Annotated in this window: 23 protein-coding genes and 3 tRNA genes; 16 read left to right on the top strand and 10 right to left on the bottom strand. The window is 61.9% G+C overall.

From position 1 onward, the window contains the following. Positions 1-36: 36 nt before the first annotated feature. Positions 37-333 (bottom strand): antibiotic biosynthesis monooxygenase family protein, encoded by a 297-nt coding sequence (locus CAER_RS0113430; protein ID WP_027235835.1) that lies wholly within the window; start codon positions 331-333, stop codon positions 37-39. 112 nt (positions 334-445) lie between these two features. Between CAER_RS0113430 and CAER_RS0113425 the strand changes: the two genes are divergently transcribed. The 4 genes from CAER_RS0113425 to CAER_RS0113410 all read left to right on the top strand — a co-directional run bounded on the left by CAER_RS0113425 (position 446) and on the right by CAER_RS0113410 (position 3,976). After that, a complete protein-coding gene (locus tag CAER_RS0113425) occupies positions 446-1,048 on the top strand; it encodes a glutathione S-transferase (RefSeq protein WP_027235834.1) in 603 nt (200 codons plus the stop codon). Between the two features lie 212 nt (positions 1,049-1,260). After that, entirely contained in the window at positions 1,261-1,821 is a 561-nt protein-coding gene (gene petA / locus CAER_RS0113420; RefSeq protein ID WP_027235833.1) for a ubiquinol-cytochrome c reductase iron-sulfur subunit, read from the top strand. Between the two features lie 12 nt (positions 1,822-1,833). Beyond that, complete coding sequence (petB, locus tag CAER_RS0113415; protein WP_027235832.1) at positions 1,834-3,168, top strand: cytochrome b; 1,335 nt, start codon at positions 1,834-1,836, stop codon at positions 3,166-3,168. 19 nt (positions 3,169-3,187) lie between these two features. After that, positions 3,188-3,976, top strand: coding sequence for a cytochrome c1 (locus CAER_RS0113410; protein ID WP_027235831.1), 789 nt, complete (start codon positions 3,188-3,190; stop codon positions 3,974-3,976). Between the two features lie 90 nt (positions 3,977-4,066). On the opposite strand, the gene CAER_RS0113405 is transcribed toward CAER_RS0113410, so the two are convergent. From CAER_RS0113405 to dapF, 3 genes are all read right to left on the bottom strand, one after another. Further along, a complete protein-coding gene (locus CAER_RS0113405; protein ID WP_027235830.1) occupies positions 4,067-4,504 on the bottom strand; it encodes a glyoxalase superfamily protein in 438 nt (145 codons plus the stop codon). Positions 4,505-4,694: 190 nt separating this feature from the next. Then, positions 4,695-5,957 (bottom strand): tRNA (N(6)-L-threonylcarbamoyladenosine(37)-C(2))-methylthiotransferase MtaB, encoded by a 1,263-nt coding sequence (mtaB, locus tag CAER_RS0113400; RefSeq protein WP_027235829.1) that lies wholly within the window; start codon positions 5,955-5,957, stop codon positions 4,695-4,697. Beyond that, the gene (gene dapF, locus CAER_RS0113395; protein ID WP_027235828.1) at positions 5,954-6,796 is read right to left on the bottom strand and encodes a diaminopimelate epimerase; all 843 of its coding nucleotides are present in this window, start codon (positions 6,794-6,796) and stop codon (positions 5,954-5,956) included. Before dapF ends, mtaB begins: the two co-directional genes overlap by 4 nt. Positions 6,797-6,983: 187 nt before the next feature. On the opposite strand from dapF, the gene CAER_RS0113390 reads away from it, so the two are divergent. From CAER_RS0113390 to CAER_RS0113365, 6 genes are all read left to right on the top strand, one after another. Next, positions 6,984-7,059: transfer RNA gene (locus CAER_RS0113390), tRNA-Lys, on the top strand. A 320-nt stretch (positions 7,060-7,379) separates the two neighbouring features. Next, complete coding sequence (locus CAER_RS0113385) at positions 7,380-8,078, top strand: fumarylacetoacetate hydrolase family protein (protein WP_027235827.1); 699 nt, start codon at positions 7,380-7,382, stop codon at positions 8,076-8,078. Between the two features lie 322 nt (positions 8,079-8,400). After that, a complete protein-coding gene (locus CAER_RS0113380) occupies positions 8,401-9,444 on the top strand; it encodes a TRAP transporter substrate-binding protein (protein ID WP_027235826.1) in 1,044 nt (347 codons plus the stop codon). 81 nt (positions 9,445-9,525) lie between these two features. Further along, the gene (locus CAER_RS0113375) at positions 9,526-10,107 is read left to right on the top strand and encodes a TRAP transporter small permease (RefSeq protein WP_027235825.1); all 582 of its coding nucleotides are present in this window, start codon (positions 9,526-9,528) and stop codon (positions 10,105-10,107) included. After that, positions 10,104-11,609, top strand: coding sequence for a TRAP transporter large permease (locus CAER_RS0113370; protein ID WP_027235824.1), 1,506 nt, complete (start codon positions 10,104-10,106; stop codon positions 11,607-11,609). Before CAER_RS0113375 ends, CAER_RS0113370 begins: the two co-directional genes overlap by 4 nt. Positions 11,610-11,776: 167 nt before the next feature. Then, entirely contained in the window at positions 11,777-12,205 is a 429-nt protein-coding gene (locus tag CAER_RS0113365; RefSeq protein WP_027235823.1) for an acyl-CoA thioesterase, read from the top strand. Positions 12,206-12,211: 6 nt separating this feature from the next. Here CAER_RS0113365 and CAER_RS0113360 read toward each other — a convergent pair whose 3' ends face one another. Together CAER_RS0113360 and CAER_RS0113355 are read right to left on the bottom strand one after the other, a co-directional pair. Continuing rightward, entirely contained in the window at positions 12,212-13,414 is a 1,203-nt protein-coding gene (locus CAER_RS0113360; RefSeq protein ID WP_027235822.1) for a winged helix-turn-helix domain-containing protein, read from the bottom strand. Continuing rightward, positions 13,414-14,439, bottom strand: a complete 1,026-nt coding sequence (locus tag CAER_RS0113355) for a LacI family DNA-binding transcriptional regulator (protein ID WP_027235821.1) — start codon at positions 14,437-14,439, stop codon at positions 13,414-13,416. Before CAER_RS0113355 ends, CAER_RS0113360 begins: the two co-directional genes overlap by 1 nt. 146 nt (positions 14,440-14,585) lie before the next feature. On the opposite strand from CAER_RS0113355, the gene CAER_RS0113350 reads away from it, so the two are divergent. Next, a tRNA-Arg gene (locus tag CAER_RS0113350) sits at positions 14,586-14,662 on the top strand. 140 nt (positions 14,663-14,802) lie between these two features. Here CAER_RS0113350 and CAER_RS28010 read toward each other — a convergent pair. Further along, positions 14,803-15,888, bottom strand: a complete 1,086-nt coding sequence (locus CAER_RS28010) for an AraC-like ligand-binding domain-containing protein (protein ID WP_167332322.1) — start codon at positions 15,886-15,888, stop codon at positions 14,803-14,805. A 125-nt stretch (positions 15,889-16,013) separates the two neighbouring features. On the opposite strand from CAER_RS28010, the gene CAER_RS0113340 reads away from it, so the two are divergent. Both CAER_RS0113340 and CAER_RS0113335 read left to right on the top strand, forming a co-directional pair. Continuing rightward, on the top strand, positions 16,014-16,457 hold the full coding sequence (locus CAER_RS0113340) for a cupin domain-containing protein (protein ID WP_027235820.1): 444 nt from the start codon (positions 16,014-16,016) through the stop codon (positions 16,455-16,457). 11 nt (positions 16,458-16,468) lie between these two features. Next, positions 16,469-17,956, top strand: a complete 1,488-nt coding sequence (locus tag CAER_RS0113335) for a flavin-containing monooxygenase (protein ID WP_027235819.1) — start codon at positions 16,469-16,471, stop codon at positions 17,954-17,956. 97 nt (positions 17,957-18,053) lie between these two features. Here the strand turns inward: CAER_RS0113335 and CAER_RS0113330 are convergent. Next, positions 18,054-18,140: transfer RNA gene (locus tag CAER_RS0113330), tRNA-Leu, on the bottom strand. A gap of 217 nt (positions 18,141-18,357) precedes the next feature. On the opposite strand from CAER_RS0113330, the gene hemN reads away from it, so the two are divergent. Continuing rightward, positions 18,358-19,713, top strand: a complete 1,356-nt coding sequence (gene hemN, locus CAER_RS0113325; RefSeq protein WP_027235818.1) for an oxygen-independent coproporphyrinogen III oxidase — start codon at positions 18,358-18,360, stop codon at positions 19,711-19,713. 336 nt (positions 19,714-20,049) lie between these two features. Here hemN and CAER_RS0113320 read toward each other — a convergent pair whose 3' ends face one another. Both CAER_RS0113320 and nirK read right to left on the bottom strand, forming a co-directional pair. Next, positions 20,050-20,844 (bottom strand): formylglycine-generating enzyme family protein, encoded by a 795-nt coding sequence (locus tag CAER_RS0113320; RefSeq protein WP_027235817.1) that lies wholly within the window; start codon positions 20,842-20,844, stop codon positions 20,050-20,052. Between the two features lie 76 nt (positions 20,845-20,920). Then, positions 20,921-22,045 (bottom strand): copper-containing nitrite reductase, encoded by a 1,125-nt coding sequence (gene nirK, locus CAER_RS0113315; RefSeq protein WP_027235816.1) that lies wholly within the window; start codon positions 22,043-22,045, stop codon positions 20,921-20,923. A 259-nt stretch (positions 22,046-22,304) separates the two neighbouring features. Here nirK and CAER_RS0113310 point away from each other — a divergent pair, with 259 nt between their 5' ends. Then, the gene (locus tag CAER_RS0113310) at positions 22,305-23,141 is read left to right on the top strand and encodes a flagellar motor protein MotB (RefSeq protein WP_027235815.1); all 837 of its coding nucleotides are present in this window, start codon (positions 22,305-22,307) and stop codon (positions 23,139-23,141) included. 124 nt (positions 23,142-23,265) lie between these two features. Continuing rightward, positions 23,266-24,573, top strand: a complete 1,308-nt coding sequence (locus CAER_RS0113305) for a flagellar hook protein FlgE (RefSeq protein ID WP_027235814.1) — start codon at positions 23,266-23,268, stop codon at positions 24,571-24,573. The last annotated feature ends 36 nt before the right edge of the window (positions 24,574-24,609 follow it).

Below are 24,609 nucleotides of genomic sequence, written 5' to 3'. Positions count from 1 at the left end.
GCGGAGATTCCTGCAAGCGCGAATTGCGGTGCGGGGTCAGGTCTCGACCAAGTCGTAGTGCTTGATGGTGCGCGACTCGACCAGCTCAGCCTCGGCGGGGTCGATGTGCGGGCTGGTGTAATCCTCGCCTGCAAACGCCTTGAGTGAGGCCAGGTCCTTCCAGACCATGACAAAGCTGAATTCCCGCGGGGTCCCGGCGCGCGGCGCGCCGGGCAGGACAGAGACGATGCCGTCGGTGCCTTTCATCAGCGGGATCGCTGTTTCATGGAAGAACTTGCTGAACTCGGCTTCCTTGCCGGGGCGTGTGACGACTTGGAATATTCTCATGATCATTGGGGGTCTCCTGCCACTTGTTACACAGACCCAGTTTAACACAGTGCGGTGATTGGCCCTTCCCCTCAGGCGCGCTTGCATTAGGCTGCGGCCAAACAGCGGAGGATTTCCCATGAGGCTCACCTATTCCCAAGCATCCCCATTTGCCCGCAAGGTTCTGGTGCTTCTGCATGAAACCGGGCAATTGCAGGATGTCGAAATCCAGGATGTCACAACGACGCCCCTGAGCCCCAGTCCGGACGTGAAGGCCAGTAATCCGCTGGCCAAGATCCCGGCGCTGGAGCGCAATGACGGGCCGGCGCTGTATGATAGCCGGGTGATCTGCGCCTATCTGGATGAGCGCGCCGGCGGCAAACTGTACAACCGCGGCTGGGACAGCAAGGTGCTGGAGGCGACCGCAGACGGAATCATGGATGCGGCCGTGCTGATGTCCTACGAGAAACGCCTCCGCCCGGAGGAAAAACAGTGGGACGGCTGGCTGGATGCGCAGCAGGGCAAGGTGCTGGGCGGCTGTGCGGCACTCAATGCGCGCTGGATGAGCCATCTGCGGGGGCCGCTGGATATCGGCCAGATCGCGGTGGCTTGTGCTTTGGCCTATGTGAACTTCCGCCACCCGGACACAAACTGGCGCCAGGGCAACGAGGCGCTGGCGGAGTGGTTTGAGGAGTTCGAATCGCGCCCGTCGATGCAGGCGACAAAACCGTCGGCGGCGTGACCCCGGCCCCTTGAAACGGACAGGTGCCGCAACGATATGGGTGCGGCACTGTCGCCCAGGCGTGACAGAATTGCCGTCTGCGGCTTTCTGCGCGCCCATGACCGCTGGACGAACGGCTCTCTCCCCGCTAGACACGCGCCAGAGTCACTGCGAGCAATCGCGGTGCATGCGCATGTTTGCCCTAAACGGGCGCTGGAATTGGAGAAAACCTCGTGTCCCACGCAGAAGACCACGAAGGAACCCGGAGAGATTTCCTCTACTACGCCACTGCCGGCGCCGGGGCAGTGACCGCGGGTGCCGCAGTATGGCCCCTGGTCAACCAGATGAACCCCTCCGCCGACGTGAAAGCGCTGTCCTCGATCCTGGTCGATGTCAGCGGCGTGGAAGTTGGCACGCAGATCTCGGTCATGTTCTTGGGCAAGCCGGTGTTCATCCGCCGTCGTACTCAGGAAGAGATCGAAGCGGCCCGCGAAGTGGAGCTGACCGAGCTGATCGACCCGCGGTCGGAGAACGCCAACAAGCCGGGCACTGACGCGGCTGACGTGAACCGCACCCTGGACGAAACCGGCGAATGGCTGGTGATGATGGGTGTCTGCACCCACCTGGGCTGTGTGCCGCTGGGTGACGGCGCAGGCGAATTCAACGGCTGGTTCTGCCCCTGCCACGGTTCGCACTACGACACCGCCGGCCGTATCCGCAAAGGCCCGGCGCCTGAGAACCTGCACATTCCGCTGGCCGAGTTCACCGACGCCAACACCATCAAGCTGGGATAAGGAAACGCGCTCATGTCCGGTATTCCCCACGACCATTACGAGCCGAAGACAGGCGCAGAGAAGTGGCTGCACAGCCGCCTGCCCATCGTCGGCCTGATCTATGACACCATCATGATCCCCACCCCCAAGAACCTGAACTGGTGGTGGATCTGGGGCATCGTCCTGGCGTTCTGCCTGGCGCTGCAGATCGTCACCGGCATCGTCCTGGTGATGCACTACACCCCGCATGTCGACCTGGCCTTTGCATCCGTTGAGCATATCATGCGCAACGTGAACGGCGGCCATATGCTGCGCTACCTTCACATGAACGGCGCTTCGCTGTTCTTTGTTGCCGTCTACATCCACATCTTCCGCGGCCTGTACTATGGCTCCTACAAGGCGCCCCGCGAGATCACCTGGATTGTCGGCATGCTGATCTACCTGATGATGATGGGCACCGCCTTCATGGGCTACGTGCTGCCGTGGGGCCAGATGTCCTTCTGGGGCGCCACCGTGATCACCGGCCTGTTCGGCGCGATCCCGTTCATCGGCGAGCCGATCCAGACCTGGCTCTTGGGCGGACCGGCGGTGGACAACGCCACCCTGAACCGCTTCTTCTCGCTGCACTACCTGCTGCCGTTCGTGATCGCAGCCCTGGTGATCGTGCACATCTGGGCGTTCCACACCACCGGCAACAACAACCCCACCGGTGTTGACGTGCGCAAAGGCTCCAAGGCCGAAGCCGAGAAAGACACCCTGCCGTTCTGGCCGTACTTCGTGATCAAGGACTTCCTGGGCCTGGCCGTGGTGCTGGTGATCTTCTGGGCGATCGTCGGCTTCATGCCGAACTACCTGGGCCACCCGGACAACTACATCGAGGCCAACCCGCTGGTGACGCCCGCGCACATCGTTCCCGAATGGTACTTCCTGCCGTTCTACGCGATCCTGCGTGCTTTCACCTCGGAAGTCTGGGTCGTGCAGTTCGCCTCCTTCATCACCGGCGGCATCGTGGATGCGAAGTTCTTTGGCGTGATTGCCATGTTCGGCGCGATCCTGGCCATGGCCCTGGCGCCCTGGCTGGACACCTCGCGCGTCCGTTCCGGCCGCTACCGCCCGATGTTCAAGTGGTGGTTCGCGCTGCTGGTGATCGACTTCTTTGCCCTGATGTGGCTGGGCGCGATGCCGGCGGAAGAGCCCTATGCATCGTTCTCGCTGATCGCATCGGCCTATTGGTTCGGTTACTTCTTCGTGATCCTGCCGCTGCTGGGCGTGATCGAGAAGCCGCTGCCGCAACCGGCGACCATCGAAGAAGATTTCGAGGCCCACTACGGCAAGAAGTCTTCCGCTGAAGCCACTCCTGCCGAGTAAGAAGAAGGAACACCTAGCAATGTTCAAGAAACTGGCAACCGGTGCCGCCTTCGCTCTGGCCCTGATCCCTGCTGCGTCTTTCGCAGCAGGCGGCGGCGAGCAGCACATCACCGACTACGACTTCTCGTTCGAGGGGCCGTTCGGCACCTATGACCGCAACCAGCTGCAGCGCGGCCTGCAGATCTACACCGAAGTCTGCGCAGCCTGCCACGGGTTGAAGCTGGTGCCGATCCGCACCCTGTCGGACGAGGGCGGCCCGCAGATGCCGGAGGACCAGGTGCGGGCCTACGCAGCTGACAACTTCAGCGTCTACGATCCGGAACTGGATGAGGACCGCCCGGCCAAGCCGGTCGACAACTTCCCGGAAAACAACAACGCCGGCGCCCCCGACCTCAGCATGATGGCCAAGGCGCGTGCGGGCTTCCACGGCCCCTATGGCCTGGGTATCAACCAGCTGTTCAAGGGAATGGGCGGTGCCGAATACATCGCTTCGCTGCTGGCCGGCTACACCGGTGAGGAAAAAGAAGAGGCTGGCACCATCTTCTATGAGAACACCGCCTTCCCGGGCGGCTGGATCTCGATGGCGCCGCCGCTGTCCGATGAGCAGGTGGAGTTCGCTGACGGCCACGCCAACGATGTGGAAGCCATGTCGCAGGACGTCGCGGCCTTCCTGATGTGGACCGCCGAGCCCAAGATGATGGCGCGCAAGCAGGCCGGTTTTGTCGGCGTGCTGTTCCTGACCGTGCTGTCGGTGCTGCTGTATCTGACCAACAAAAAGCTGTGGGCGCCGGTCAAGGGCAAAGAGTGACCCCTGGCTGGCTGACAGAATAAATTTTGGAAACCCCCGCAAGCAGCGCTTGCGGGGGTTTTTCGTTGCAGGCGAACGTTGCCCGCCGATTTATGCCAGCGGGCTGACGGTCAGATGCGGGCGCCCATTGGAGGTCTTTTGCGGTGAGCGGTCGCCGGCGTCTATGACCGCGGACACCCGCTGGCGCCACGACGAGAAGCTGTCGAATTGGACCACATCCACGGGGGCGTCGAACTGGAGCGTGATCCGCCGGTGGCCGCTGCTGCCGCAAGCGGCGAGGCCGTGGACATACCCCGTAAACGGCTGTCCCAGGTAGCGGCCTTCGACACGCATGCCGACTTGCAGTTCCGGCGCGTTGGAAGCGCGGGAAGAGAGGGTGTTCCAGTCGCGGAAACCGTAATACTGGGCGATCCGTTCCAGGGCGGTGCTGTGGCTGATGGGCTGGCCCTGGGCCACGGAATGCTTGCGTAGCAGGCGTGCTTCGGCCTTGAGCTGCGGTACAGTTGGCAGGGCAGAGGAAGTCTGCATGGATTGACCTTTCGCAAAAGGGTGCAAATGCCGTAGCAGACAGGGCTCGCGTTGCTGTCCGGGCGTGCACCCAGGCGTCAGGGTAAACCTTGTCCGGATTTCACCATGGCCAGAGGCCGCGAGCGGCAGGTATCCGGGACCTTGCTGTGAGATTTAGCGGGAAAGGCGGAGGAAAGCAAACCCCTAAGGCTCAAGCCACCAGCTGGCCGTTTGACACTCCGGCGATTGCAGTGGTGACGATCCGGCCTTCTTCCTGCGGTGTTGCAAAAGCCACCTCTGTGAACTGCTCGGTGCGGCCCATATGCGGGTTTTCCATAAGGACGCGGTGGGTCTTGCCGATCTGCGCTGCCAGGTGGCGTTCCACTTGAGCATCGCCGGCCGCGCGCAGCCGGGCGGCGCGCTCCTTGATCACGTTGCCGTTGACCTGATTCGGGATTTTCGCAGCCGGGGTGCCCTCACGCTTGGAATAGGGGAACACGTGCAGCCAGGTCAGGCCGCAGTCGGTGACCAGTTTCAGCGAGTTCTCGAAATGGGCGTCAGTCTCGGTCGGAAAGCCAGCAATAATGTCGGCGCCGAAGGTCATCTCCGGACGCAGGCGCCGAGCTTCCTCGCAAAAGGCGATGGCATCGTCGCGCAAATGGCGCCGGGCCATGCGCTTGAGGATCAGGTCGTCCCCGTGCTGCAGCGACAGGTGCAGATGCGGCATCAGCCGCGGCTCAGTGGCGATCGCCAGCATCAGGTTCTCGTCCGCTTCGATCGAATCGATGGAGGAGATGCGCAGCCGCGGCAGGTCCGGCACCAGCTTGAGGATCCGCATCACCAGGTCGCCCAGACGGGGCTGCGCGGGCAGGTCGGCGCCCCAAGAGGTGAGATCCACACCGGTCAGAACCACCTCGTTATAGCCCCTGTCCACCAGCCGCTTGATCTGGTCGATCACCACACCGGCAGGGACCGAGCGGGAGTTGCCGCGGCCGTATGGGATGATGCAGAAGGTGCAGCGGTGATCGCAGCCGTTCTGGACCTGCACATAAGCGCGCGACCGGGTGCCGAAGCCATCAATCAGATGGCCCGCCGTCTCGGTCACCGACATGATGTCGTCGACCTGGACCTTTTCCGTGGTGCCGATAAAATCCGGCCCCTTGGCGATCTGCTGCCAGGTTTCCGGTTGCATCTTCTCAGTATTGCCGATGACGCGGGTGACCTCTTCCATCGCGGCGAAGGTCTCCGGCTCCGTCTGGGCGGCGCAGCCGGTCACGATAATCGGCGCCTCCGGGTTTTCCCTTCGCAGCTTGCGGATTTCCTGCCGTGCCTTGCGCACGGCCTCAGCGGTCACCGCGCAGGTGTTCACCACGACGGCGTTTTCCAGCCCTGCCTGCTGGCTCAGCTCCTTCATCGCCTCTGTCTCATAGGCGTTGAGACGGCAGCCAAGGGTGGTGAACTTGGGCACGCTCATACCAGCGACTCCAGGAATTCGCGGGTGAAGGTGCCGTCGAACACATGCATGGTCGGGCCGGTCATCCAAACGCCGTCCTCGGCCCAGTCAATCCACAGGGTGCCGCCGTCGAGGTCGATCTGCACCTTGCGGCCAGTCAGCCCGCGGCGGGCGGCGGCAACAGCGGTGGCGCAGGAGGAAGAGCCAGAGGCCAGGGTCACGCCCACACCGCGCTCCCACACGCGCATGCGGATGCGGTCGGGGCCGGTCACCTGGGCGACCTGCACATTGGTGCGCTGCGGGTAAAGCGGGTGGTGCTCATAGCGGGGGCCGAATTCCTCCAGCGGAATCACCTCTGCGTCTTCGACGAAAAAGGTGCAATGCGGGTTGCCCATGCCGGTGGCGGTTGGGCCGCCCTCGATGGGCAGTTCCAGCGTGTCGGCTTCCTCGGCAAGCGGAATGTCCCGCCAGTCCAGCTGCGGCGCGCCCATGTTGACGGAGGTGAGCCCGTTGCCGGCATCGCGGGCATAGAGGTCGCCGCGGTCCGTGGTCAGGTGCAGCTCTGGTTTGCCGCTTTCCAGGATCAAATGGCGGGCGATGCAGCGGGTGGCATTGCCGCAGGCGCCGGAGGTGGAGCCATCGGCATTGTAGAAGGTCAAATGCGCATCCCCCGGACCGTTCGAAATAACGGTCAGCTGGTCGAACCCGACACCGAACTGGCGGTGGGCGATTCCCTTGGCTATTGCCGGGGTAATGGCAATGTCACGCGCGCGCGCGTCGACAACGACAAAGTCGTTGCCCAGCCCGTGCATCTTCATGAAGGGGAGTGCGGTATCTGCGGAGGTGCTCATGGCGGGCATATAGACCCCGCGCAAAGATGAATCCAGCCTCCGGTGAGAAAAGTTGAAAAAAGGGGTTGACCGTCCGCGCTACTCCCCCTAGATACGCCGCCTATCGGGACAGCAAGACACACGCTGCCAAGCAGTTCCGAAGCGAAATAAGTGCTTGAACCTTCTGGGAAAAACACTTAGACCGCGACGAAGAAGTGGGCCGTTAGCTCAGTTGGTAGAGCAACTGACTTTTAATCAGTGGGTCGCAGGTTCGAATCCTGCACGGCTCACCACTTCCTCCAAAAATACCGCTGAAAACAATTAAGATGTTGATCCCCTTCGGGGATTCTCGCGACCGTTGTGGTGAGCGGTTGGGCGTGTTCTGGCTCCGGGGCCAGTTTCGGTAATCCTGCGTTCAAAACAGCCATGTCCTTCCTTCTTTGGGGAACGGCCTGCTGTAAGGTTCCAAGGCGTCTTACGGAGACGCAGTACGTGCGCTGCTGAGGAACGCATGGATAAGGTATTTCAATCCATTAGAAGAAGAATGCAGGCTTTACAGGCCTGTTGTTTGGAGGTCTGACTAGGTGGACGTCCATTCTAAAAGGATTTTCAGATGGGTGAGGTTCTGTTTGCACTGCCGGAAACACCGGTGATTCCGGTTGCCGGAGAGGCCGCGGGCTATCCTGTTGGGCGGGTGTTTTGCGTCGGGCGCAACTATGCGGCCCATGCCGCTGAGATGGGCAACGAAGTGGACCGGGAGGCCCCGTTTTATTTCACCAAGGCGGCGGCCAATGCGGTGCTGTCAGGTGCGGAGGTGCCCTATCCGCCAGGCACGGAGAACTTCCATTATGAGATGGAACTGGCCGTGGCCATCGGGGCGCCGGTGTTCCGGGCGTCACCGGAGGAAGCCCGGAAGGCTGTCTTTGGTTACGGCTGTGCGCTGGACATGACCCGGCGTGATCTGCAGATCCGCGAACGGCAGAAACAGCGGCCCTGGGATTTGGGCAAGGATCTGGAGAACGGCACGGTCCTGGCGCCGCTGGCGCGGGCGGCGGACTGGGGCGGCCCGGAAAAGCAGCGGATCTGGCTGGAGGTGAACGGGGAGACCCGGCAGGATGCTACCTTGGATGACATGATCTGGTCTGTGGAGGAGATCATCTGCCATCTGTCAGGGTTTTACCACTTGCGGCCCGGGGACCTGATTCTGACCGGAACGCCTGCCGGAGTCGGACCGGTGCAGAGCGGCGGCCGGATGCGCGGCGGGATTGACGGGCTGGCGCCGGTGGAGCTGTCCTTGACTGCAGCCGAATGACGCAAGGCGGGGGAGCGGTTGATTGTTGTTGCCTTACGCCGGGTTCAATATGTATCAATTTGAATGTGAATGCGGGGGCTTCGTAACATATCTGACTGCAAATCCGCCTGGGGCAGCGGTCATCAGACGGATTTCATGAGTGGAAAATGCATAATCTGCTGTTGATGGTTACAAACGCACCTAATAGCAGGGGTGCAGCCGGTTCGTTAAACGAACCTTTAACGGGGCTCTGACGGCAGAAACGGAAAGATAATCGCTGGATTCCGCAGCAAAGTTGCAAGGGCGGGCATCCGGTAAGGGATGAGGTCAAAGGGAGGACGATATGACCACTCGGAGAAAGCTACTGGGCGCCGTCGGCGCGGCAGCTGTCGCAGCATTCTGCGCGGCACCGGCATTTGCGCAGGAGGTGACGCTGAAGCTTCACCAATTCCTGCCGGCGCAAGCGAACGTGCCGAAACTGATTTTGGACGTCTGGGCGGACAACGTCGAGGAATCCTCGGGCGGGCGCATCAAAGTCGATCGCTTCCCGTCGATGCAGCTGGGCGGCAAGCCGCCGGAACTGATGGACCAGGCCATCGACGGCGTTGCGGATATCGTCTGGACCGTGGTGGGTTATACCCCGGGCCGCTACCCCTCGACCGAGGTGTTTGAGCTGCCGTTCATGATGACCAATGCACGCGCCGTGTCGCATGCCTATTGGGAAATGTTCGACAAGCACATGAAGGACACCGAGTTCAAGGATGTGAAGATCCTGGGCACCTGGGTGCATGGGCCGGGCATGATCCACACCGCCGATCCGGTGGAAACGCCGGAAGATCTGGAAGGCATGAAGATCCGCGGCGGCGGCCGTTCGGTCAACGCGCTGCTGACCGAGCTGGGCGCGACTCCGGTCGGGATGCCGGTTCCGGCGATTCCGGAAGGCCTGTCCAAGGGTGTGATCGACGGCACCACCATTCCGTGGGAGGTGACCGCGGCGCTGAAGGTTCCGGAACTGGTGGAAAACCACACCGAGTTCACCGGCAAGGCGCTTTATACCCTCACCTTTGTTCTGGCGATGAACAAAGAGAAGTATGAGAGCCTGCCGGATGACCTGAAAAAGGCCATCGACGACAACTCCGGCCTGGAGTTCTCAGTCTTTGCCGGCGGCACCCAGGCGGACTCTGACGGTCCTTCGCGCGAGATGGCGCTGGACCTGGGCAACAACGTCATCACCCTGGATGAAGAGCAGACCGCAATCTGGCGCGAGCGCGCGCAGCCGATCTATGACCAGTGGATTGCTGACATGAAGGAAAAGGGCATTGATGGCGCCGCCCTGATCGAAGAAGCCAGCGCGCTGATCGAGAAATACACGCCGCAGTACCAGTAAAGCGGTTTGATTGATAAAGGTGAAGGGCCGCGCGGCATTGGCACTGCGGCCCTTTGCATACCGGAACAAGGCAACTGAACCATGCACAAGCTCATGATGCGGCTGGCCAAATCAATGGCCTACCTGGGCGGTGCGGTCCTCACTCTTCTGATCATTCTGACATGTGTTTCGATCGCTGGGCGCCTGCTCAACGGTTTCTTCCATGGCGATTTGATGGAGCGGATTGCGCCGGGGTTTTCAAAATGGATGACGGGCTGGGTCGGGCCGGTCAACGGCGACTTTGAACTGGTCGAGGCAGGGGTGGCCTTTGCCATCTTTGCCTTCCTGCCATTGTGCCAGATCACCGCGGGCCATGCCTCGGTCGATGTGGTGGCCAATGCGTTTCCGCGCAGCGTGAAACGGTTTCTGCGAATGGTTACCGAAGTTGTTTTTGCCGCGGTGCTGGTTTTGATCGCCTGGCGGCTGGGGGCAGGGCTTGCAGGTAAGTACTCCAATGGCGAGACCTCCTTCCTGCTCGAGTTTCCCATCTGGTGGGCCTACGCCATCAGCATGGTGGCGGCGGTCGTGGCGGCCATCGTGGGCATCTACATGGGTGCAATCCGCACCATCGAATTTTTTACCGGCCGGATCCTGATCTGGGACGGCGTGGAGGGTGAACAGTGACGGCTCTTGAAATTGGCATCGCCTCCTTCCCGGTTCTGATGCTGCTGATCTTTCTGCGGGTTCCGATTGGGCTTTCGATGTTTCTGGTCGGCCTTGGCGGGCTGATCTGGGTGACGGATGGCACGCAGGTCGCGTTCGGGCGGCTGAAAAGCGAGACCTACACCACCTTCTCCTCCTATTCGCTGACCATCGTGCCGATGTTCCTGCTGATGGGGCATTTTGCGACGCTGGGCGGCATGTCCACCGCGCTGTTCAAGGCGGCCGAAGGGTTCCTGGGCCACCGCAAGGGCGGAGTTGCGATGGCGGCCATTGGCGCCTGCGCCGGTTTTGGCGCGATCTGCGGCTCTTCCTTGGCGACGGCGGCTACCATGGGCCGGGTCGCGCTGCCGGAGTTGAAGCAATACGGCTATGCCGGCGGGTTCTCGACCGCGACACTGGCGGCAGGCGGCACGCTGGGCATCCTGATCCCGCCCTCGGTGGTGCTGGTGATCTATGCCATTTTGACCGAGCAGAATATCGCCAAGCTGTTTCTGTCGGCCTTCATTCCCGGCCTGCTGGCGGCACTGGGCTATGTGATTGCGATTTCCATCTATGTGCGCCTGTTCCCGGAAAGCGCGGGCACCCGCCCGCCGGTTCCGATGCGCGACCGTTTTGCAGCGCTTTTAAATGTTTGGCCTGTGCTGCTGGTGTTTGGTCTGGTTGTCGGCGGCATTTACCTGGGCTGGTTTACCCCGACCGAGGGCGCGGCCGTCGGGGCGTTTGGCACTGGCTTCATTGCCTGGACCAATGGCGGGCTGAACCGTGAAACACTGGCGGACAGCTTCTTGGTAACGGCGCGGTCCACTGCGATGATCTTCTTCATTGTGCTGGGCGCGGGCTTTTACAACGGCTTTCTGGCGTTGACCAAGGTGCCGCAGGAGCTGGCCGATTTCGTCGTGAGCCAGGGTTTGAGCCCGTGGATGGTCCTGGCGTTGATCCTCGCCTTCTATCTGGTGTTCGGCTGCCTGATGGATTCGCTGTCGATGATCCTGCTGACCATCCCGATCTTCTTCCCGGTAATCTCTGCCATGGACTTTGGCCTGTTGTCGCTGCCCGCGATGCAGGCGGATGCGGCAATGGAGGTGCTGAAGGCCGGGATCCCTGAGGGGATGGGGGCAGAGATGCTTGCCTCGATACAGGATGCCATTGCCACAGGTGCCGAACTGACCCGTGAGCAGATGAAGGAACTGGGCATCCGGGTGACCGAAGGCCGTGTGAACCGGATCGAGGCGGAATATGTCGCTATCTGGTTCGGCGTGCTGGTGCTGATCGTGGTTGAGGTTGGCCTGATCACCCCTCCGGTCGGCATGAACCTGTTCATCATCAATGCGATGGACCGCAAGACCCGGATGATCGACACCTACAAGGCCGTCATGTTCTTTGTGGCTTCTGACCTGATCCGGGTGGTCATCCTGGTGGCCTTCCCGATCATCACGCTGCTGCCGCTGATGCTGATGCAGTGATGCGTCGCCCTCTCCCGCCTCGCGCGGGGGAGGGCTTGCTGCCGGATGTGATCCTGTGCCGCGAACGCTCCGGTTCGTGACGCAGCGGTACTGACGGCCCGTGCCGTTTGATACCGCGGACTCGCGCCGGTAGGATCCAAATGAGGAATTACGCGGGGCGGCAGGAAATGGCAGGGCAAGACACATTCACTCATGAAATCCGCGTGGGCTGGGGCGATTGCGACCCGGCGCGGATTGCCTATACCGGGCGGCTGCCCGCCTTTGCCTTGGAAGCGATCGACGCCTGGTGGGAGCATCACCTGGACGGTGACGGCTGGTATCAGATGGAACTGGACCGGGGCACTGGAACGCCATTTGTGCATATGAGCATCGACTTCCGGTCCCCTGTGACGCCGCGGCACCGTCTGATGTGCGAGGTCTGGCCGGCTGCCTTGGGCAGCAAGTCGGTAACCTTCCGGGTCAATGCGCGGCAGGACGGGGTGCTGTGCTTTGAAGGCAAATTCGTCTGCGTCTTCATCGCCCCTGAGACATTCACGGCCAAAGCCGCACCCGAGGACTACCGGGAGGTGATCGAAGCGCAGCTGCGGCCGGAGTAAGGCCAGTCAGCGCAGCCAGCCATCAGAGAACGCCACTGCGCTGACACCTGCAAACCGCGCCACGCGGTCCAGCTCCGCCTCCAGCCGCCTGATGCGGGCCGTACCCCATTTCACACCCTTCTCCGGCCAGACGGCGGTCACACGCAGGCAGTCTGCGTCGCGGTCCGCTTTCATGTCGATGCGGCCCGCAAGGCGTTCGCCCTCCAGCAGCGGGAAGACATAGTAGCCGTATTGCCGTTTGGGAGCGGGGGTGAAGACCTCGATCCGGTAGTGGAACCCGAACAGCCGCTCGGCCCGCTTGCGGTCGCGCAGGGCCGGATCAAAGGGGCTGAGCACGCGCATCCGGCCCGGCGCCGGCCCCAGCTCCGCAGATTCCTCCACCGTGCCAGGTCGGGTGAACACCTTGCGCAACCTGCCATCCGCCTGCGCGACTTCGATCTCCTCCAGCTCACCACGGCGCAGCTGCTCCGCGCACCAGGCCTTGGCTTCCGCCGGGGAGGCAGTGTCCCAAAAGGCGGCGAGCTCTCCCGATGTGGCAAAGCCCAGCCGGTCCAATGCAGCGGAGCAGAGCCAGTTGACTGTTGCCGCTTCATCGCAGCGGGCTCCGGGGCGCAGAGACTCCTCGATCACGCGCTCCGTCAGGTCATAGCGTTTCTGAAACCCGTCGCGCCCCACAACTGTCAGCGCGCCGGAGCGCCAGAGGTATTCCAGCGCGGTTTTGGACGGGTGCCAGTCCCACCAGCCGCCAGAGCCCTTTTTCTCGTCCTTGCCGAGGTCGGAAGAACTGACCGGCCCGTAGTCGCGGACGTGGTTCAGCACGGTTTCAAACTGCGCCTCAAACCCGTCGCGCCGCCAATTGCGCCAGCGTTTGCGCAAGAGCTCAGTGTCGCGCTGAAACCTCAGATGCCAGTGCGGGTAAAACGCCATCGGGATCATCGCGGCGTCATGGGTCCAATGCTCAAACAACCCGCGGTCCTGTTCGTATAGCCGTTTGAGGTTCATTGACCTGTAGCCCGGCCGACGTGAATAAAGGATCACGTCATGGGCGCGCGCCACTGTATTGATGCTGTCGAGCTGCACGAAACCAAGCCGCTGAATCAGCTCCAGCAGATCCGAACCTTTTGCCGGGCCAGCGGGTTGCTCCAGCAGCGCGTGGCGGTCCAGGAACAGCCGCCGCGCGCTGTGGTTGCTGAGCCGCTGAAGCGCCATCAGCGCCGTTTCAGCGTATCGCCATAAGAAATGGTCGGGGTCAGCGTGACGTGGGATTCAATCTCTGCGTCCGGGTCTTCCAACTGTGCGGCGATAATCTCAGCCGCTTTGCGCCCGATTTCCAATCGGCAGGCATCCATGGTGGCCAGCTTGCGCGGCAGGCCCTGCAACAGCTCCACGCCGTTGAAACCGGCGAGGCCGATCTGGCCCGGCACGTCGATGCCTTGATCCAGCAAGTACAGCAAGCCGCCTGCACCGATCATGTCGTTGGAGTAATAGAGAAAATCCAGTTCCGGCGAGCGCTCCAGCATGGCCTGGGTCATCTCGCGCCCCTTGGCCAAGGCCGAGCCGCCGGAATAAAACTCGCGGTCTTCGATCTCCACGCCCTCTTTCGCCAACGCTTCGGTAAAGCCTTCAAACCGCTTCCGCGCGCGGTGGTCGAGCGGCATCTTGGTGCCCATGAAGCCGATATGGCGGTAGCCTGCCTTGAGGATCGCCTTGGCCATTTCGCGGCCGGCACGACGGTGGGAGATGCCGACCATCGCGTCCACTGGTTTGCCATCAGTGTCCATGATCTCAACAACTGGGATGCCGGCGCTGTTCAGCATGGCACGGGCGGCTTCGGTATGTTCAAGCCCCGCGATGATCACGCCGGAGGGGCGCCACGAGAGCATCTCGTACAGCACCTTTTCCTCCTTTTCCGGCTGATAGTCTGTGACGCCGACAACCGGCTGCAGCTCGGTATTTTCCAGCACCTTGTTGACGCCAGTCAGCACCTCGGGGAACACCATGTTGGACAGCGACGGGATGATCACCGCAACCAGGTTCACCCGGTTCGAGGCCAGCGCACCCGCGATTTTGTTGGGCACATAGCCCAGTTCCTTGGCGGCGCTCAGCACTTTGGTGCGCGTCTTCTCCGACACATCCCCGCGGTTGCGCAGCACGCGGCTCACAGTCATTTCGGAAACACCGGTCGCCTCTGATACATCGCGAAGGGTGAGCGGGCGCTTGCTGTCCGTTGTCACGTTATTGAGCCTCTTATTACTGCTGCATTCAGGTTAGCGCAGACATCTGCTGCTGCACAATGGAAACTGCGCGCGGCAAATCAGCTGCTGGCCCCGCCCATCCCATTGTGATCGCAGGACGGATTTGCTATCGCGTAAACATACGCGGCCCCGTGGCTCAACTGGATAGAGCAGCCCCCTCCTAAGGGGCAGGTTGCAGGTTCGAATCCTGCCGGGGTCGCCAAAATATCACCCATTATCAATGGATTGGTACAGATAGGCCATTGATATCTGGAGCAAGTGTTATGCTCGGTTTTTCGGGCCGATGCCTGCGCCGGCTTTAACCGCCAGCAATTCGTAGCAGTTGTATGGCTCTGACTCCGTCTAAGACCCATACCGGAAACTGGATCCGGCTTCCTGATTATTCATGATGTTCCGGGGAAGAAGGGGGCAGTCAGATTGTTCCGGATAGCCCGAGGCTGCGCGGGTGGCGCTGGGCAGCTCGCCAAAGCGGGCGCGGTAGAGCTGGGAAAAACGGCCCAAGTGGGAAAAGCCGCTGTCATAAGCAATAGAGCTGACCGGTGTTTCCGCGGGACGGGACAGCAGCAGGTACCGGGCCAAGTCCAACCGCAGATCGCGCAGGTATTCCACCGGTGTCAGGCCGAAATGCTGGCGAAAGCCTGCTTGCAGGGTGCGGATGCTGCAGCCGGCCTCGGCGGCGATGGCTGAGACGGTCAGCGGCTCAGCGGCGTTTGCATGGATATAGTCCTGTGCTCGGCGGATCTGCAGGCTGCTGCCTTGAGGCGTGCGCGGGGTCAGAAGATGGCGGATATTGCTTTGCTGGAGGGTCAGCAGGCCAAGTATCAGCTGCTCCTCAATCAGCTGCTGCTGCATTGCGCTCCAGTGGCCGAAACCGGCCCGGGCGTCGGTGGCGCGGGCACAGGCGATAAATTGCCTTGCCCAGCCCTGCAGAGGCCCGGTGCCGACCGGTGCCGCGGTGTCAAAGACCACCGGCTCGGACAGCGGCAGCCCGGCGGCGCGCTCGGCAAACCCGTGCAGTGCATCCCGGTCGATTTGCAGAAGCAGCATCTGGCAGTCGGCGTGCCAGGTCATCTGGGTTGCCCGTGTCGGGTTGAGCACGGTGGCGTGGCGGGTATCCGAGTCCACCGCTGCAGCACCGTTGGCGACCTTGGCGGTGCCGTTCAGCGGCATCTGCACGAGATAGAAATCATTCAGCTCGCCGGGGTCTATCTGCACGGCAGAGCCGTAGCTCAGGTAGTTGAGGGACAAGCTGTGCCCGGGCACATGGTTGTGGCGGGTGCCGAAACCGCAGCTTTTGCCGGCGGGCTGCAAGCGGTGGTCGCAGAACTTCTGGGCGACCAGGGTGCGGGCCTCGTCGATGTCGCGGCTGTGAAATTGCCGCCACGCGCGCAAGGGCTCGCGCTTGTATTCTGCCTGCTGCCTGGTCATCCGTGCAGCCTAGCACGGTTCCCTACTCAGGCAATCGCGCGGGTCTGCGCTATTTTGCGCATTCTGGATAATCCTTTTCCACCGCTGCCCCTAGGCTTCTTGATTGAGCGATAAGGGAGGAAACTATGGCTCTGGATCAGGGAATCACCAAGGTGACGGACGGGCTGGAGGGCTTGTCCTGGAATGTCGTGGGGCACACCTATACGCCCAAGCTGCACAGCGAAAACGCTTTCATATGGCACGCGGTCATTCCGGACGGCACCTTTGTGCCGCCGCACGTGCACCCCACCCAGGATGAGTGGATCACCATGCTGGAGGGCACGCTGGAGGTGGAATTCGGCGGCGACGTTTATCAGGCCGGGCCGGGCGATACGGTGCGGATGCCGATGGGAGTGGCGCACGGTATCTTCAACCGCTCCGGTGCTGAGGCCACCTGCGTGTTCGGGGTGGCGCCGTCGCGCAAGCTGTTCGATCTGTTCGGCGCGCTGGATGGGGTGACCGACCCGGAAGAATTGGTTCGGCTGTCGGCGCTGCATGAGGTGGAATTCCTGCCGCCCCCGTCGGAATAAGGGAGGCGGACATGGTAAAACGCAAGACGGTCGCCGTAATTGGCGGCGGCGTAAGCGGGCTGGCCGCGGCCAAGGCCTTTGCCGAAAAGGGGCATCAGGTTCTAGGCTATGAGCGCAGCCATGACTTGGGCGGCGTGTGGGAGCTTTCGCGCTCTTATCCGGGGGTGCAGACGCAATCTCCCAAGGAACTGTACTGTTATACAGATCACCCGATGCCGGAAGATTACCCGGAATGGCCCAAGGGGCCGCAAGTGCATGCCTATCTGCATTCCTATGCGGACAAGCATGATCTGCACCGGCTGTTCCAGCTGAACACCAATGTGCTGGAGATGGACCGGCGCCCGGACGGGCAGCCGGGCTGGCGGCTGGTGATAGAGACAGGCGGCGAGACCCGGGTGCAGGACGTGGATTTTGCCGTGGTTTGCACCGGGCAGTTTTCCGAGAAGAACATCCTGACCCATCCGGGGCAGGAGGTCTTCACCGCGCAGGGCGGGGAGGTGATGCACTCCTCTGAATATCTGGACCCGGAACACGCGCGCGGTAAGCGGGTGGTGGTGCTGGGCGGCTCCAAATCTGCCACCGATGTGGCGGTGAACGCGGCGCAGAACGGCGCCAAACAGGTGCATCTCGTTTACCGGCAGAATGTCTGGCGGGTGCCGTATTTTGTCGGCGGCATCAACTTCAAGAAGCTGCTCTACATGCGGGCGCAGGAGGTGCAGTTCAACGGCTGGGGCCGCAGCTGGCTGCACAAGGCCTTCTATGGCCTCGCCAAGCCGCTGATCTGGGCCAATTTCCGCGGTCTCGAGGCGCTGTTGAAGATGCAGCTGGGGCTGAAGAAATGGGACATGGTTCCCGATGTGCCGATCGAGAAAGACGTCTCCTGCTCGGTCCCGATCGTGACACCGGGCCTGTTTGAGGGCTTCAAGGACGGTTCAATCATTCCGCACCACACCACCTTCTCGCGGTATGAGGGTGATGAAATCGTGCTGGAAAACGGTGAGAGAATCGGCGCTGATTTGGTGATCTCGGCGGTCGGCTGGAAGCTGGGTATTCCCTATCTGGCGCAGCAGCACCTGGACAAGCTGATCGAGGCGGACGGCCAGTACCGGACCTACCGTCTGGCGGTGAACCCTGACCTGCCGGAGATGGGATTTGTCGGTTTCAATTCCAGCTTCTGCACGATTCTGTCGGCGGAGATGGTGGCAAACTGGCTGGTCCGCTATGCAGACGGCCAGCTGGCGCGGCAGCCCACGCGGGAGCAAATGGAGGACAACATCCAGATGATGCTCGATTGGCGCCGCAAGGAGCGTCCGGCGGCGCAAATCTATGGCGGGCTGTGCTCTGCGCCGTTCCATTTCAAGCACTTCGATGAGCTGCTGATGGATATGGGGGCAACGCAGTGGAAGCGGCCGAATCCGTTAGTGGAGCAATTCGCGCCGCCGGACGCCAGTGCCTATGGCCGGTTCCTGGCAACGGCACCGCAATATCGGGCGGCCTGAGGTCTGCCCCTGCGCCTGCCGGAAACGGCGGGCGCTCATACTTTCAGTATCGCGCGAAGACCGCGATTCTGCGTGCAGATTTTAGATTAGAGGGGAATGGTGCCCAGGAGAGGACTCGAACCTCCACGTCCATACGGACACTAGCACCTGAAGCTAGCGCGTCTACCAATTCCGCCACCTGGGCAGGTGTCGTGAGGAGGGCGTATAAGCGGAGTCGCAGGCAGCGTCAAATGGAAAATGTGCGTCCCTGGCGATTTTCCTGAAATTATGCCAGAGAACAGTTTTCCCGATTAATTCCAGTGTGTTGCCGGGAAGGGCCAGAGATCCACTCTTCAGGAATTCCGGGTGCCGGTTTGATCCTGCGCAAAGTGGCGGATTCGTAAAAGGGGCATAGGAAAGTCATGAAACAGATTGACCGCCTCCAAGCCCTTGGGCTGTTTGACAGCCGGGTGCCCCGCTACACCTCTTATCCGACCGCGCCGGTGTTTTCTGCAGCAGTTGGTGCTGCGGAGCAGGCCCGCGAGCTGCAGGCGCTGGATCCGGATGTGCCGGTTTCGGTCTACCTGCATATCCCGTTCTGCGAGCGGCTGTGCTGGTTCTGCGCCTGCCGGACGCAAGGAACCCAGACGCTGAGTCCGGTCGAGAGCTATATCGGCACGCTGGAGCAGGAGCTGAAGCTGGTGGCGCCGCTTCTGCCCAAAGGCTTGCGGATGGGGCGGATGCATTGGGGCGGCGGCACGCCGACCATATTGCCGCCCGCCTTGATTCACCGGCTGGCGCAGGCAGTGAAAGCGGTTTTTCCACAGACTGAAGACTGGGAGTTCTCAGTGGAGATCGACCCGACCATGGTCGACCGGGACAAAATCGCGGCGCTGGCGGAGGAAGGCATGAACCGTGCCAGCATCGGCATCCAGGACTTCGATGCGCTGGTGCAGCAGGCAATCGGCCGGGCGCAGCCGTTTGAGGTGACTAAGGCCTGCGTCGAGGATCTGCGGGCAGCGGGGATCAGTTCCCTGAATGCCGATCTGGTCTACGGCCTGCCGCATCAGACGCAGGCGCGGATGGCGGACACGGTGGAGAAGGTGCTGAGCCTGGATCCTGACCGGCTGGCGCTGTTCGGTTACGCGCATGTGCCTTGGGTGGCCAAGCGGCAGAAGCTGATCAAGGAAGAGACGCTGCCGGATGATCTGGCGCGCTATCATCTGGCCGGGCTGGCGGCGGAGAAATTCGCGGCGGCGGGTTTTGCCGCGATTGGTATCGACCATTTCGCCAAACCCGGCGACGGGCTGGAGGTGGCTGCCCGCACCGGCCATTTGCGCCGGAATTTCCAGGGCTACACCGATGACACCTGCCCGACGCTGATCGGCTTTGGTGCATCGTCGATCTCCCGCTTTGCCGGCGGCTACATCCAGAACGCCGCGGCCACGCCAGCTTATGTGCAGCGGGTTGAGGCCGGCCAGCTGACCGGCGCGCGCGGCCATGTGATGAGCCAGGAGGATTTGCTCCGCGGCCGTGCAATCGAGATGCTGATGTGTGAGTTCCGGCTGGACCGGACAGAGCTGCGGCAACGCTTTGGAGATCTGGCAGCAAGTCTGGATGCAGACCTGGCTCAGATCGCAGCCCGCTTTGGGGATCTGGTGAACTTGGACGCGGAAGCGCTGGAGATCCTCCCCGAGGGCCGCCCGCTGACCCGGATCATTGCCAGCAGCTTTGATGCCCATGTGCCGGAAGGGGTGCGTTACAGCCGGGCGTCCTGACTCCGGAGCGGGCAGCTCCCGCCTGTTCAGAGCCTCCTGCCGGAGGCCCTTCGCAGTTGGGCGTGGCACCGTGCTGGCGCACAGCGCGGTCATCCTCTCCACCGAACGCCGCTTGCCAGCACCGGGTCAAGGACTGCGGGTGCGGCGGCGGCTTGGTGCGGTTTAGCTTAGAGGCGCGGATGGGAAGTCAACAGTGGGAAGGGCTGTTCAAGGCAGGTGTTTCTTTGAACGGCTTTTGACGGGGCAGGCAGCGCAGCTGCCGGGCCCAAGGCGGCCAAGGGGCGCCGGCGCAGCCGGGGCACCTGCGGGCGCGGGAGTGCCACGGCTGCGGTTGTGTCAGCCGTCCTTTACCAAGCGGAAGCCCAGGTAATCCGGCGGCAGGCCGACGGCACAGCCGCCGACGCTGGCGTCGCGGATGAAGTCGATTACCACCGCACGGTGCCGTCCGCCGGTAATGCGGGCGCTGCAGTAGGGATCGCCGAATTCGAGGCTGCCATCCTTATTGACCTCACCGTTTTGCATGCAGCCGCTGGTCCATTCCCAGATGTTGCCGCCAAGTCCGGTTAACCCGTTGCTGTTGGCGCCGGGCTCGCTTTTCGGGTCCTGTGCCGGCCCCGGCAGGCCGCGCAGGGTGACACCGCGGGCGTATTGGCGCAGCCAGCGCTGGGCGGGGTCGCCGCCATCGGTTTCAACCGCCTCGTCGCCAAAGATTTCCGCTGCGGCCAGCTGCCATTCGGCTTCGTTCGGCAGGCGCCAGCTATGGCCGGTCTCCTTGGAATACCATTCAGCATAGGCCGTCGAGTCATGCCAGCTGACAAGAGTTTGCGGCTGATTGCCTTCTGCCGGGGTACTGTCCGCCGCCTTGCAGGCGCCCGCCGCCACACAGGCTGCGTATTCTGCGCCAGAGACCTGACGCTTCATAATCTCAAAGGCACCCACATGGCGCTGCTGTTCCGGGGGCACCACGCTTTTGCCATTGCGGTGAAAGTTTCCGATGGGGCGGTAGGCAATCGTGTCCGCCTTTATGAATACGGTCTCGGCCAGCGGTGCCGGATCCTTGGCCGCGGAAAACCAAAGTCCGGGAAGGCCAATGGCGGCGGCAAGCCCGGCGGCAATTAGCTCAGCTTTCATGTCAGCGTCCCCTCAAGGCAAAAACGGGCGGCCGCGTGCTGCGGCCGCCCTGTCCAGTTCCTTATCCGGCGAAAGGTCAGGCGCCGGAGTATTCGGTCGGGGCGACCACCTGTTCCATCAGGTCGTTGTTCCACTCGCCTTCGACCACAACGTGGGCCGTTGCGCCGAGGTTCACCGCCTCGATCAGGTTGTGGTTCACATAGGCATAGACGCCTGGCTGCAGGAACTCATAGAGCGCCGCCCCGGCAGAACCGCCTCGGATGAACCAGGTTTCCAGGTCGCGGTCCGGCACGTTGTTGAACTTTCCGGCTTCCCAGACCAGGTCGCCGTGGCCGCCGATCAGGTGCGGGCGGGTGTCGCGGTTGGCCTGGCTGTGCACGAACAGTACTTTCTCGCCCTGTTTCGCCTTCATGGCGTTCTCGCCAGTCAGAGCGCCAACCGCGCCGTTGAACACAACGTGACTGGGGATCAGCCCGTTCATGACTTCCAGCGTGTCCGGATAGCTTTCCCCGACGTCCTCATAGCGGAGGTAATCGCCGTTCTCGTCCTTCGGAATGTAGAATTCGTTTTCGCCGATGTAGTAGACGCGGTCGTATTTCACCGGATCGCCGTTGTGGTCTGACAGACCCCCGCGCGGCAGAACCATGATGGTGCCGGCCATGCCCGAGGCCACGTGCCAGGGGATCATGGGGCCGCCCGGGGCGCAGTGATAGACAAAGGTGCCGGGGCGTGTCGCCTTGAAGCGCAGCACGGTTTTCTCGCCCGGGTTTACCAGGGTCAGCGCGCCGCCGCCCAAGGCGCCGGTGGCTGCGTGGAAGTCGATGTTGTGCTGCAGCATGTTTTCCGGCGGGTTGATCAGGGTGAGTTCAACATAGTCGCCCTCATGCACCACCATCATCGGGCCCGGGATGGAGCCGTCAAAGGTCATGCCTTGCAGGTAGGCGCCTTGATCGACCTCGATTTCCTTCTCGATGATTTTCATCTCGAATTCGACGATGCGAGGTCCGCCCGGAGCAACCTGTTCGTGGTCATGCACGAAGGGCGGGGCGACCAGCTCGCGCTTGATGCGCTGGAGGCTCGACAGGTCGGCAGGCGCGGCGGCTTCGTGAACAGAGGTGCTTTCAGCCTTGGCGGCTTTGGCCAGTACAGGCAGCGCTGCTGCTCCGGCTGCCCCCATCAGTGCGGCTCTTCGGGTCAGCATGATGATCTCCTTTCAGTGTCCCATGTGCTGTGTTGGGGGGACCCTAGCGTCCGGTGCGGCGCGATTGGTTGTTCCCGATCAAACTTCGATAAGGTTGTTTGATGTCGAGATAACTGGTTTTTAAGATGCATGATTTCTCCCGGAACGATGGTGCCGGGGGCGCGGCCAAGCGCGCGAACTGCCGGCAAGTTTAATTGTTAAGGCCCGTTTAACGCGCAGCCTGCTATTCCGGGGGTGGGTGAAAATAGTGGTGGTGGATATGAGCGCACAGAGCAATGTGGCGCCCATTATCATCAAGAAGAAAAAAGTCAGTGGTGGCGATGGCCACCACGGTGGCGCGTGGAAAGTGGCTTATGCTGACTTCGTGACCGCGATGATGGCCTTCTTTATGCTGATGTGGCTGCTGAACGCGACGACAGAAAAACAACGCAAGGGGCTGGCGGATTACTTCTCGCCGTCAATTCCGCTGAGCCGGGTGTCCGGCGGCGGCAATGGCGCCTTCCAGGGTGACAGCATGTTCACCGAGGACATTCAGCCTCAATCCGGGACCGGGGCCACGGATATCAATCCGATGGATGCCCGGAAGGCACAGGGTGAAACCGGGGTGGAGTCAGACGAGAAGCGCGAGGAGCAGGATTCCAAGTTCCGCGCAATCGAGGAACAGCTGTCCGGGCGCGGCGGGGAGAGCATGGTGTCGGTCGCCATGGCTCGGCATATCCTGACGCGGGTCACCGACGAGGGACTGATCATCGAGCTTTTTGCCACCGAGGATATGCCGCTCTTTGAAGAGGGCCAGGCGGAGCCGAAACCGCTGTTCCGGGATCTGGTCAGGATGATTGCGCGGGTCTCGGAAGGTGTGACCAGCAATGTCGCGATCGGCGGCCATATCCGCTCTCATCCGGTTGTTTTGGCGAAGAATCCGGTTTGGGAACTGTCTCATGCTCGTGCGGATAAAACCCGCACTCTGCTCGAATCGGGCGGACTGAACGCGGGCCGGGTTCACAGGGTAACCGGCCATGCCGACCGCAAGCTGGCTGCCGGAAACCCGATGGCCGCCCGCAACGACCGGATCGAAATCATCTTTCTGCGCGAGTAAACCGCTGAAAACATTAGGGCTGGCGGCTGGCAGATGAGTCATATTTTATCTGTTAGCCGCCCGTTAATCGCTCCTGCGCTAGCTGTTGCATCCAGAATGATTAGATGCAGCAGAAAGGCGTGCTATGACCATTTCTTCGTCGCTGAATGCGGGCGTTTCAGGATTGAGCGCCAACGCCAGCCGGTTGGCCTCCATTTCCGACAATATCGCCAACTCCTCGACCCGCGGCTACAAACGGGTGCAAACTGATTTCCATTCCATGGTTTTGTCCGGTTCCGGAGGCACTTATTCGGCAGGCGGTGTGCGCACGACCAATGTCCGGCTGATCGACGAGCGCGGCCCACTGGTTTCGACCAATAACGCCACAGACCTGGCGGTGCGCGGCCGCGGCATGCTGCCCGTTGCCTCGATCACAGAGGTGGAGGCAGGCAGCAGCCCCTCCATGATGCTGACCAGCACCGGGTCTTTCCGGACTGATTCCAGCGGGTATCTGACAACGGAGTCCGGCCTGGTTCTGATGGGCTGGCCTGCGCAGGCTGACGGCACAGTGCCGGACGTGGCGCGGGATACCGCCGATGCCTTGGAGCCGATCCGCGTTGACCTGAACCGGCTCTCTGCGGAACCGACGACCGAAATCAGCCTGACAGCGAACCTGCCTGCCTCCGAAACCGATCTCGGCGCCTCCGGCGACCCGGTTGAACAGGTTGTTCAGTACTACGACAATATGGGCCGCTCCGAAGAGCTGACGATCACCTATACGCCAAGCGTAGCTACGCCGCCGGCAACCACCGGCAGCAACGAATGGACAATGGAGATTGTCGATTCCGCGACCGGCGCGACGGTTATCGGCGAGTACACCCTCACTTTCGATGACGCCAGTTCCACGGCCGGCACGCTGCAAAGTGTCGCTACTGTCACGGGCGGCGCCTATGACGCCACCGCCGGCTCGATCACCATCAATGTTGCCGGCGGGCCTGTGGAGATCAACATCGGTGTCATCGGCGAGCAGAGCGGGATGAGCCAGCTTGGCGAGGAATTCGTGCCGGGCACTACTGAGAAGGACGGCACTGCGGTCGGATCGTTTGTTGCAATCGAAATCAACGAAGCGGGAGAAGTCATCGCAGAGTATGATTCCGGCGACCAGAAGGTGATCTACAAGGTGCCGCTGGCCGATGTCTCCAACATCAACGGCATGCGCGCCCTTGATTCGCAGACCTACATGCCCACCGACGAATCCGGTGACTTCTACCTGTGGGATGCCGGCGATGGCCCGACCGGCGAAATCCTGGGATACGCCCAAGAGGAATCGGCGGTTGATGTCGCCACCGAGCTGACCGACATGATCCAGACCCAGCGTGCCTATTCGTCCAACGCCAAGGTCATCCAGACCGTTGACGAGATGCTGCAGGAAACCACCAACATCAAGCGCTGACGCGCTTGATGCTCCCTGACATTGGCTTCACGAAAG

Source organism: Leisingera caerulea DSM 24564, from assembly GCF_000473325.1.
In the GTDB taxonomy this organism is placed as follows: domain Bacteria; phylum Pseudomonadota; class Alphaproteobacteria; order Rhodobacterales; family Rhodobacteraceae; genus Leisingera; species Leisingera caerulea.
Note: the sequence above shows the minus strand (reverse complement) of the source record. Positions and strands in the feature narration are given on the sequence as shown.

What these genes read in the sequence shown, in the direction of transcription:
- CAER_RS0113360 (WP_027235822.1), bottom strand. Translation starts at nt 13,414, where the DNA reads ATGGCGCTTCAGCGGCTCAGCAACCACAGCGCGCGGCGGCTGTTCCTG.
- nirK (WP_027235816.1), bottom strand. Translation starts at nt 22,045, where the DNA reads ATGCTGACCCGAAGAGCCGCACTGATGGGGGCAGCCGGAGCAGCAGCG.
- CAER_RS0113405 (WP_027235830.1), bottom strand. Translation starts at nt 4,504, where the DNA reads ATGCAGACTTCCTCTGCCCTGCCAACTGTACCGCAGCTCAAGGCCGAA.
- CAER_RS0113375 (WP_027235825.1), top strand. Translation starts at nt 9,526, where the DNA reads ATGCACAAGCTCATGATGCGGCTGGCCAAATCAATGGCCTACCTGGGC.
- CAER_RS0113380 (WP_027235826.1), top strand. Translation starts at nt 8,401, where the DNA reads ATGACCACTCGGAGAAAGCTACTGGGCGCCGTCGGCGCGGCAGCTGTC.
- CAER_RS0113430 (WP_027235835.1), bottom strand. Translation starts at nt 333, where the DNA reads ATGATCATGAGAATATTCCAAGTCGTCACACGCCCCGGCAAGGAAGCC.
- CAER_RS0113340 (WP_027235820.1), top strand. Translation starts at nt 16,014, where the DNA reads ATGGCTCTGGATCAGGGAATCACCAAGGTGACGGACGGGCTGGAGGGC.
- dapF (WP_027235828.1), bottom strand. Translation starts at nt 6,796, where the DNA reads ATGCCCGCCATGAGCACCTCCGCAGATACCGCACTCCCCTTCATGAAG.
- CAER_RS0113305 (WP_027235814.1), top strand. Translation starts at nt 23,266, where the DNA reads ATGACCATTTCTTCGTCGCTGAATGCGGGCGTTTCAGGATTGAGCGCC.
- CAER_RS0113365 (WP_027235823.1), top strand. Translation starts at nt 11,777, where the DNA reads ATGGCAGGGCAAGACACATTCACTCATGAAATCCGCGTGGGCTGGGGC.
- mtaB (WP_027235829.1), bottom strand. Translation starts at nt 5,957, where the DNA reads ATGAGCGTGCCCAAGTTCACCACCCTTGGCTGCCGTCTCAACGCCTAT.
- hemN (WP_027235818.1), top strand. Translation starts at nt 18,358, where the DNA reads ATGAAACAGATTGACCGCCTCCAAGCCCTTGGGCTGTTTGACAGCCGG.
- CAER_RS0113425 (WP_027235834.1), top strand. Translation starts at nt 446, where the DNA reads ATGAGGCTCACCTATTCCCAAGCATCCCCATTTGCCCGCAAGGTTCTG.
- CAER_RS28010 (WP_167332322.1), bottom strand. Translation starts at nt 15,888, where the DNA reads ATGACCAGGCAGCAGGCAGAATACAAGCGCGAGCCCTTGCGCGCGTGG.
- CAER_RS0113320 (WP_027235817.1), bottom strand. Translation starts at nt 20,844, where the DNA reads ATGAAAGCTGAGCTAATTGCCGCCGGGCTTGCCGCCGCCATTGGCCTT.
- CAER_RS0113385 (WP_027235827.1), top strand. Translation starts at nt 7,380, where the DNA reads ATGGGTGAGGTTCTGTTTGCACTGCCGGAAACACCGGTGATTCCGGTT.
- CAER_RS0113310 (WP_027235815.1), top strand. Translation starts at nt 22,305, where the DNA reads ATGAGCGCACAGAGCAATGTGGCGCCCATTATCATCAAGAAGAAAAAA.
- petB (WP_027235832.1), top strand. Translation starts at nt 1,834, where the DNA reads ATGTCCGGTATTCCCCACGACCATTACGAGCCGAAGACAGGCGCAGAG.
- CAER_RS0113410 (WP_027235831.1), top strand. Translation starts at nt 3,188, where the DNA reads ATGTTCAAGAAACTGGCAACCGGTGCCGCCTTCGCTCTGGCCCTGATC.
- CAER_RS0113335 (WP_027235819.1), top strand. Translation starts at nt 16,469, where the DNA reads ATGGTAAAACGCAAGACGGTCGCCGTAATTGGCGGCGGCGTAAGCGGG.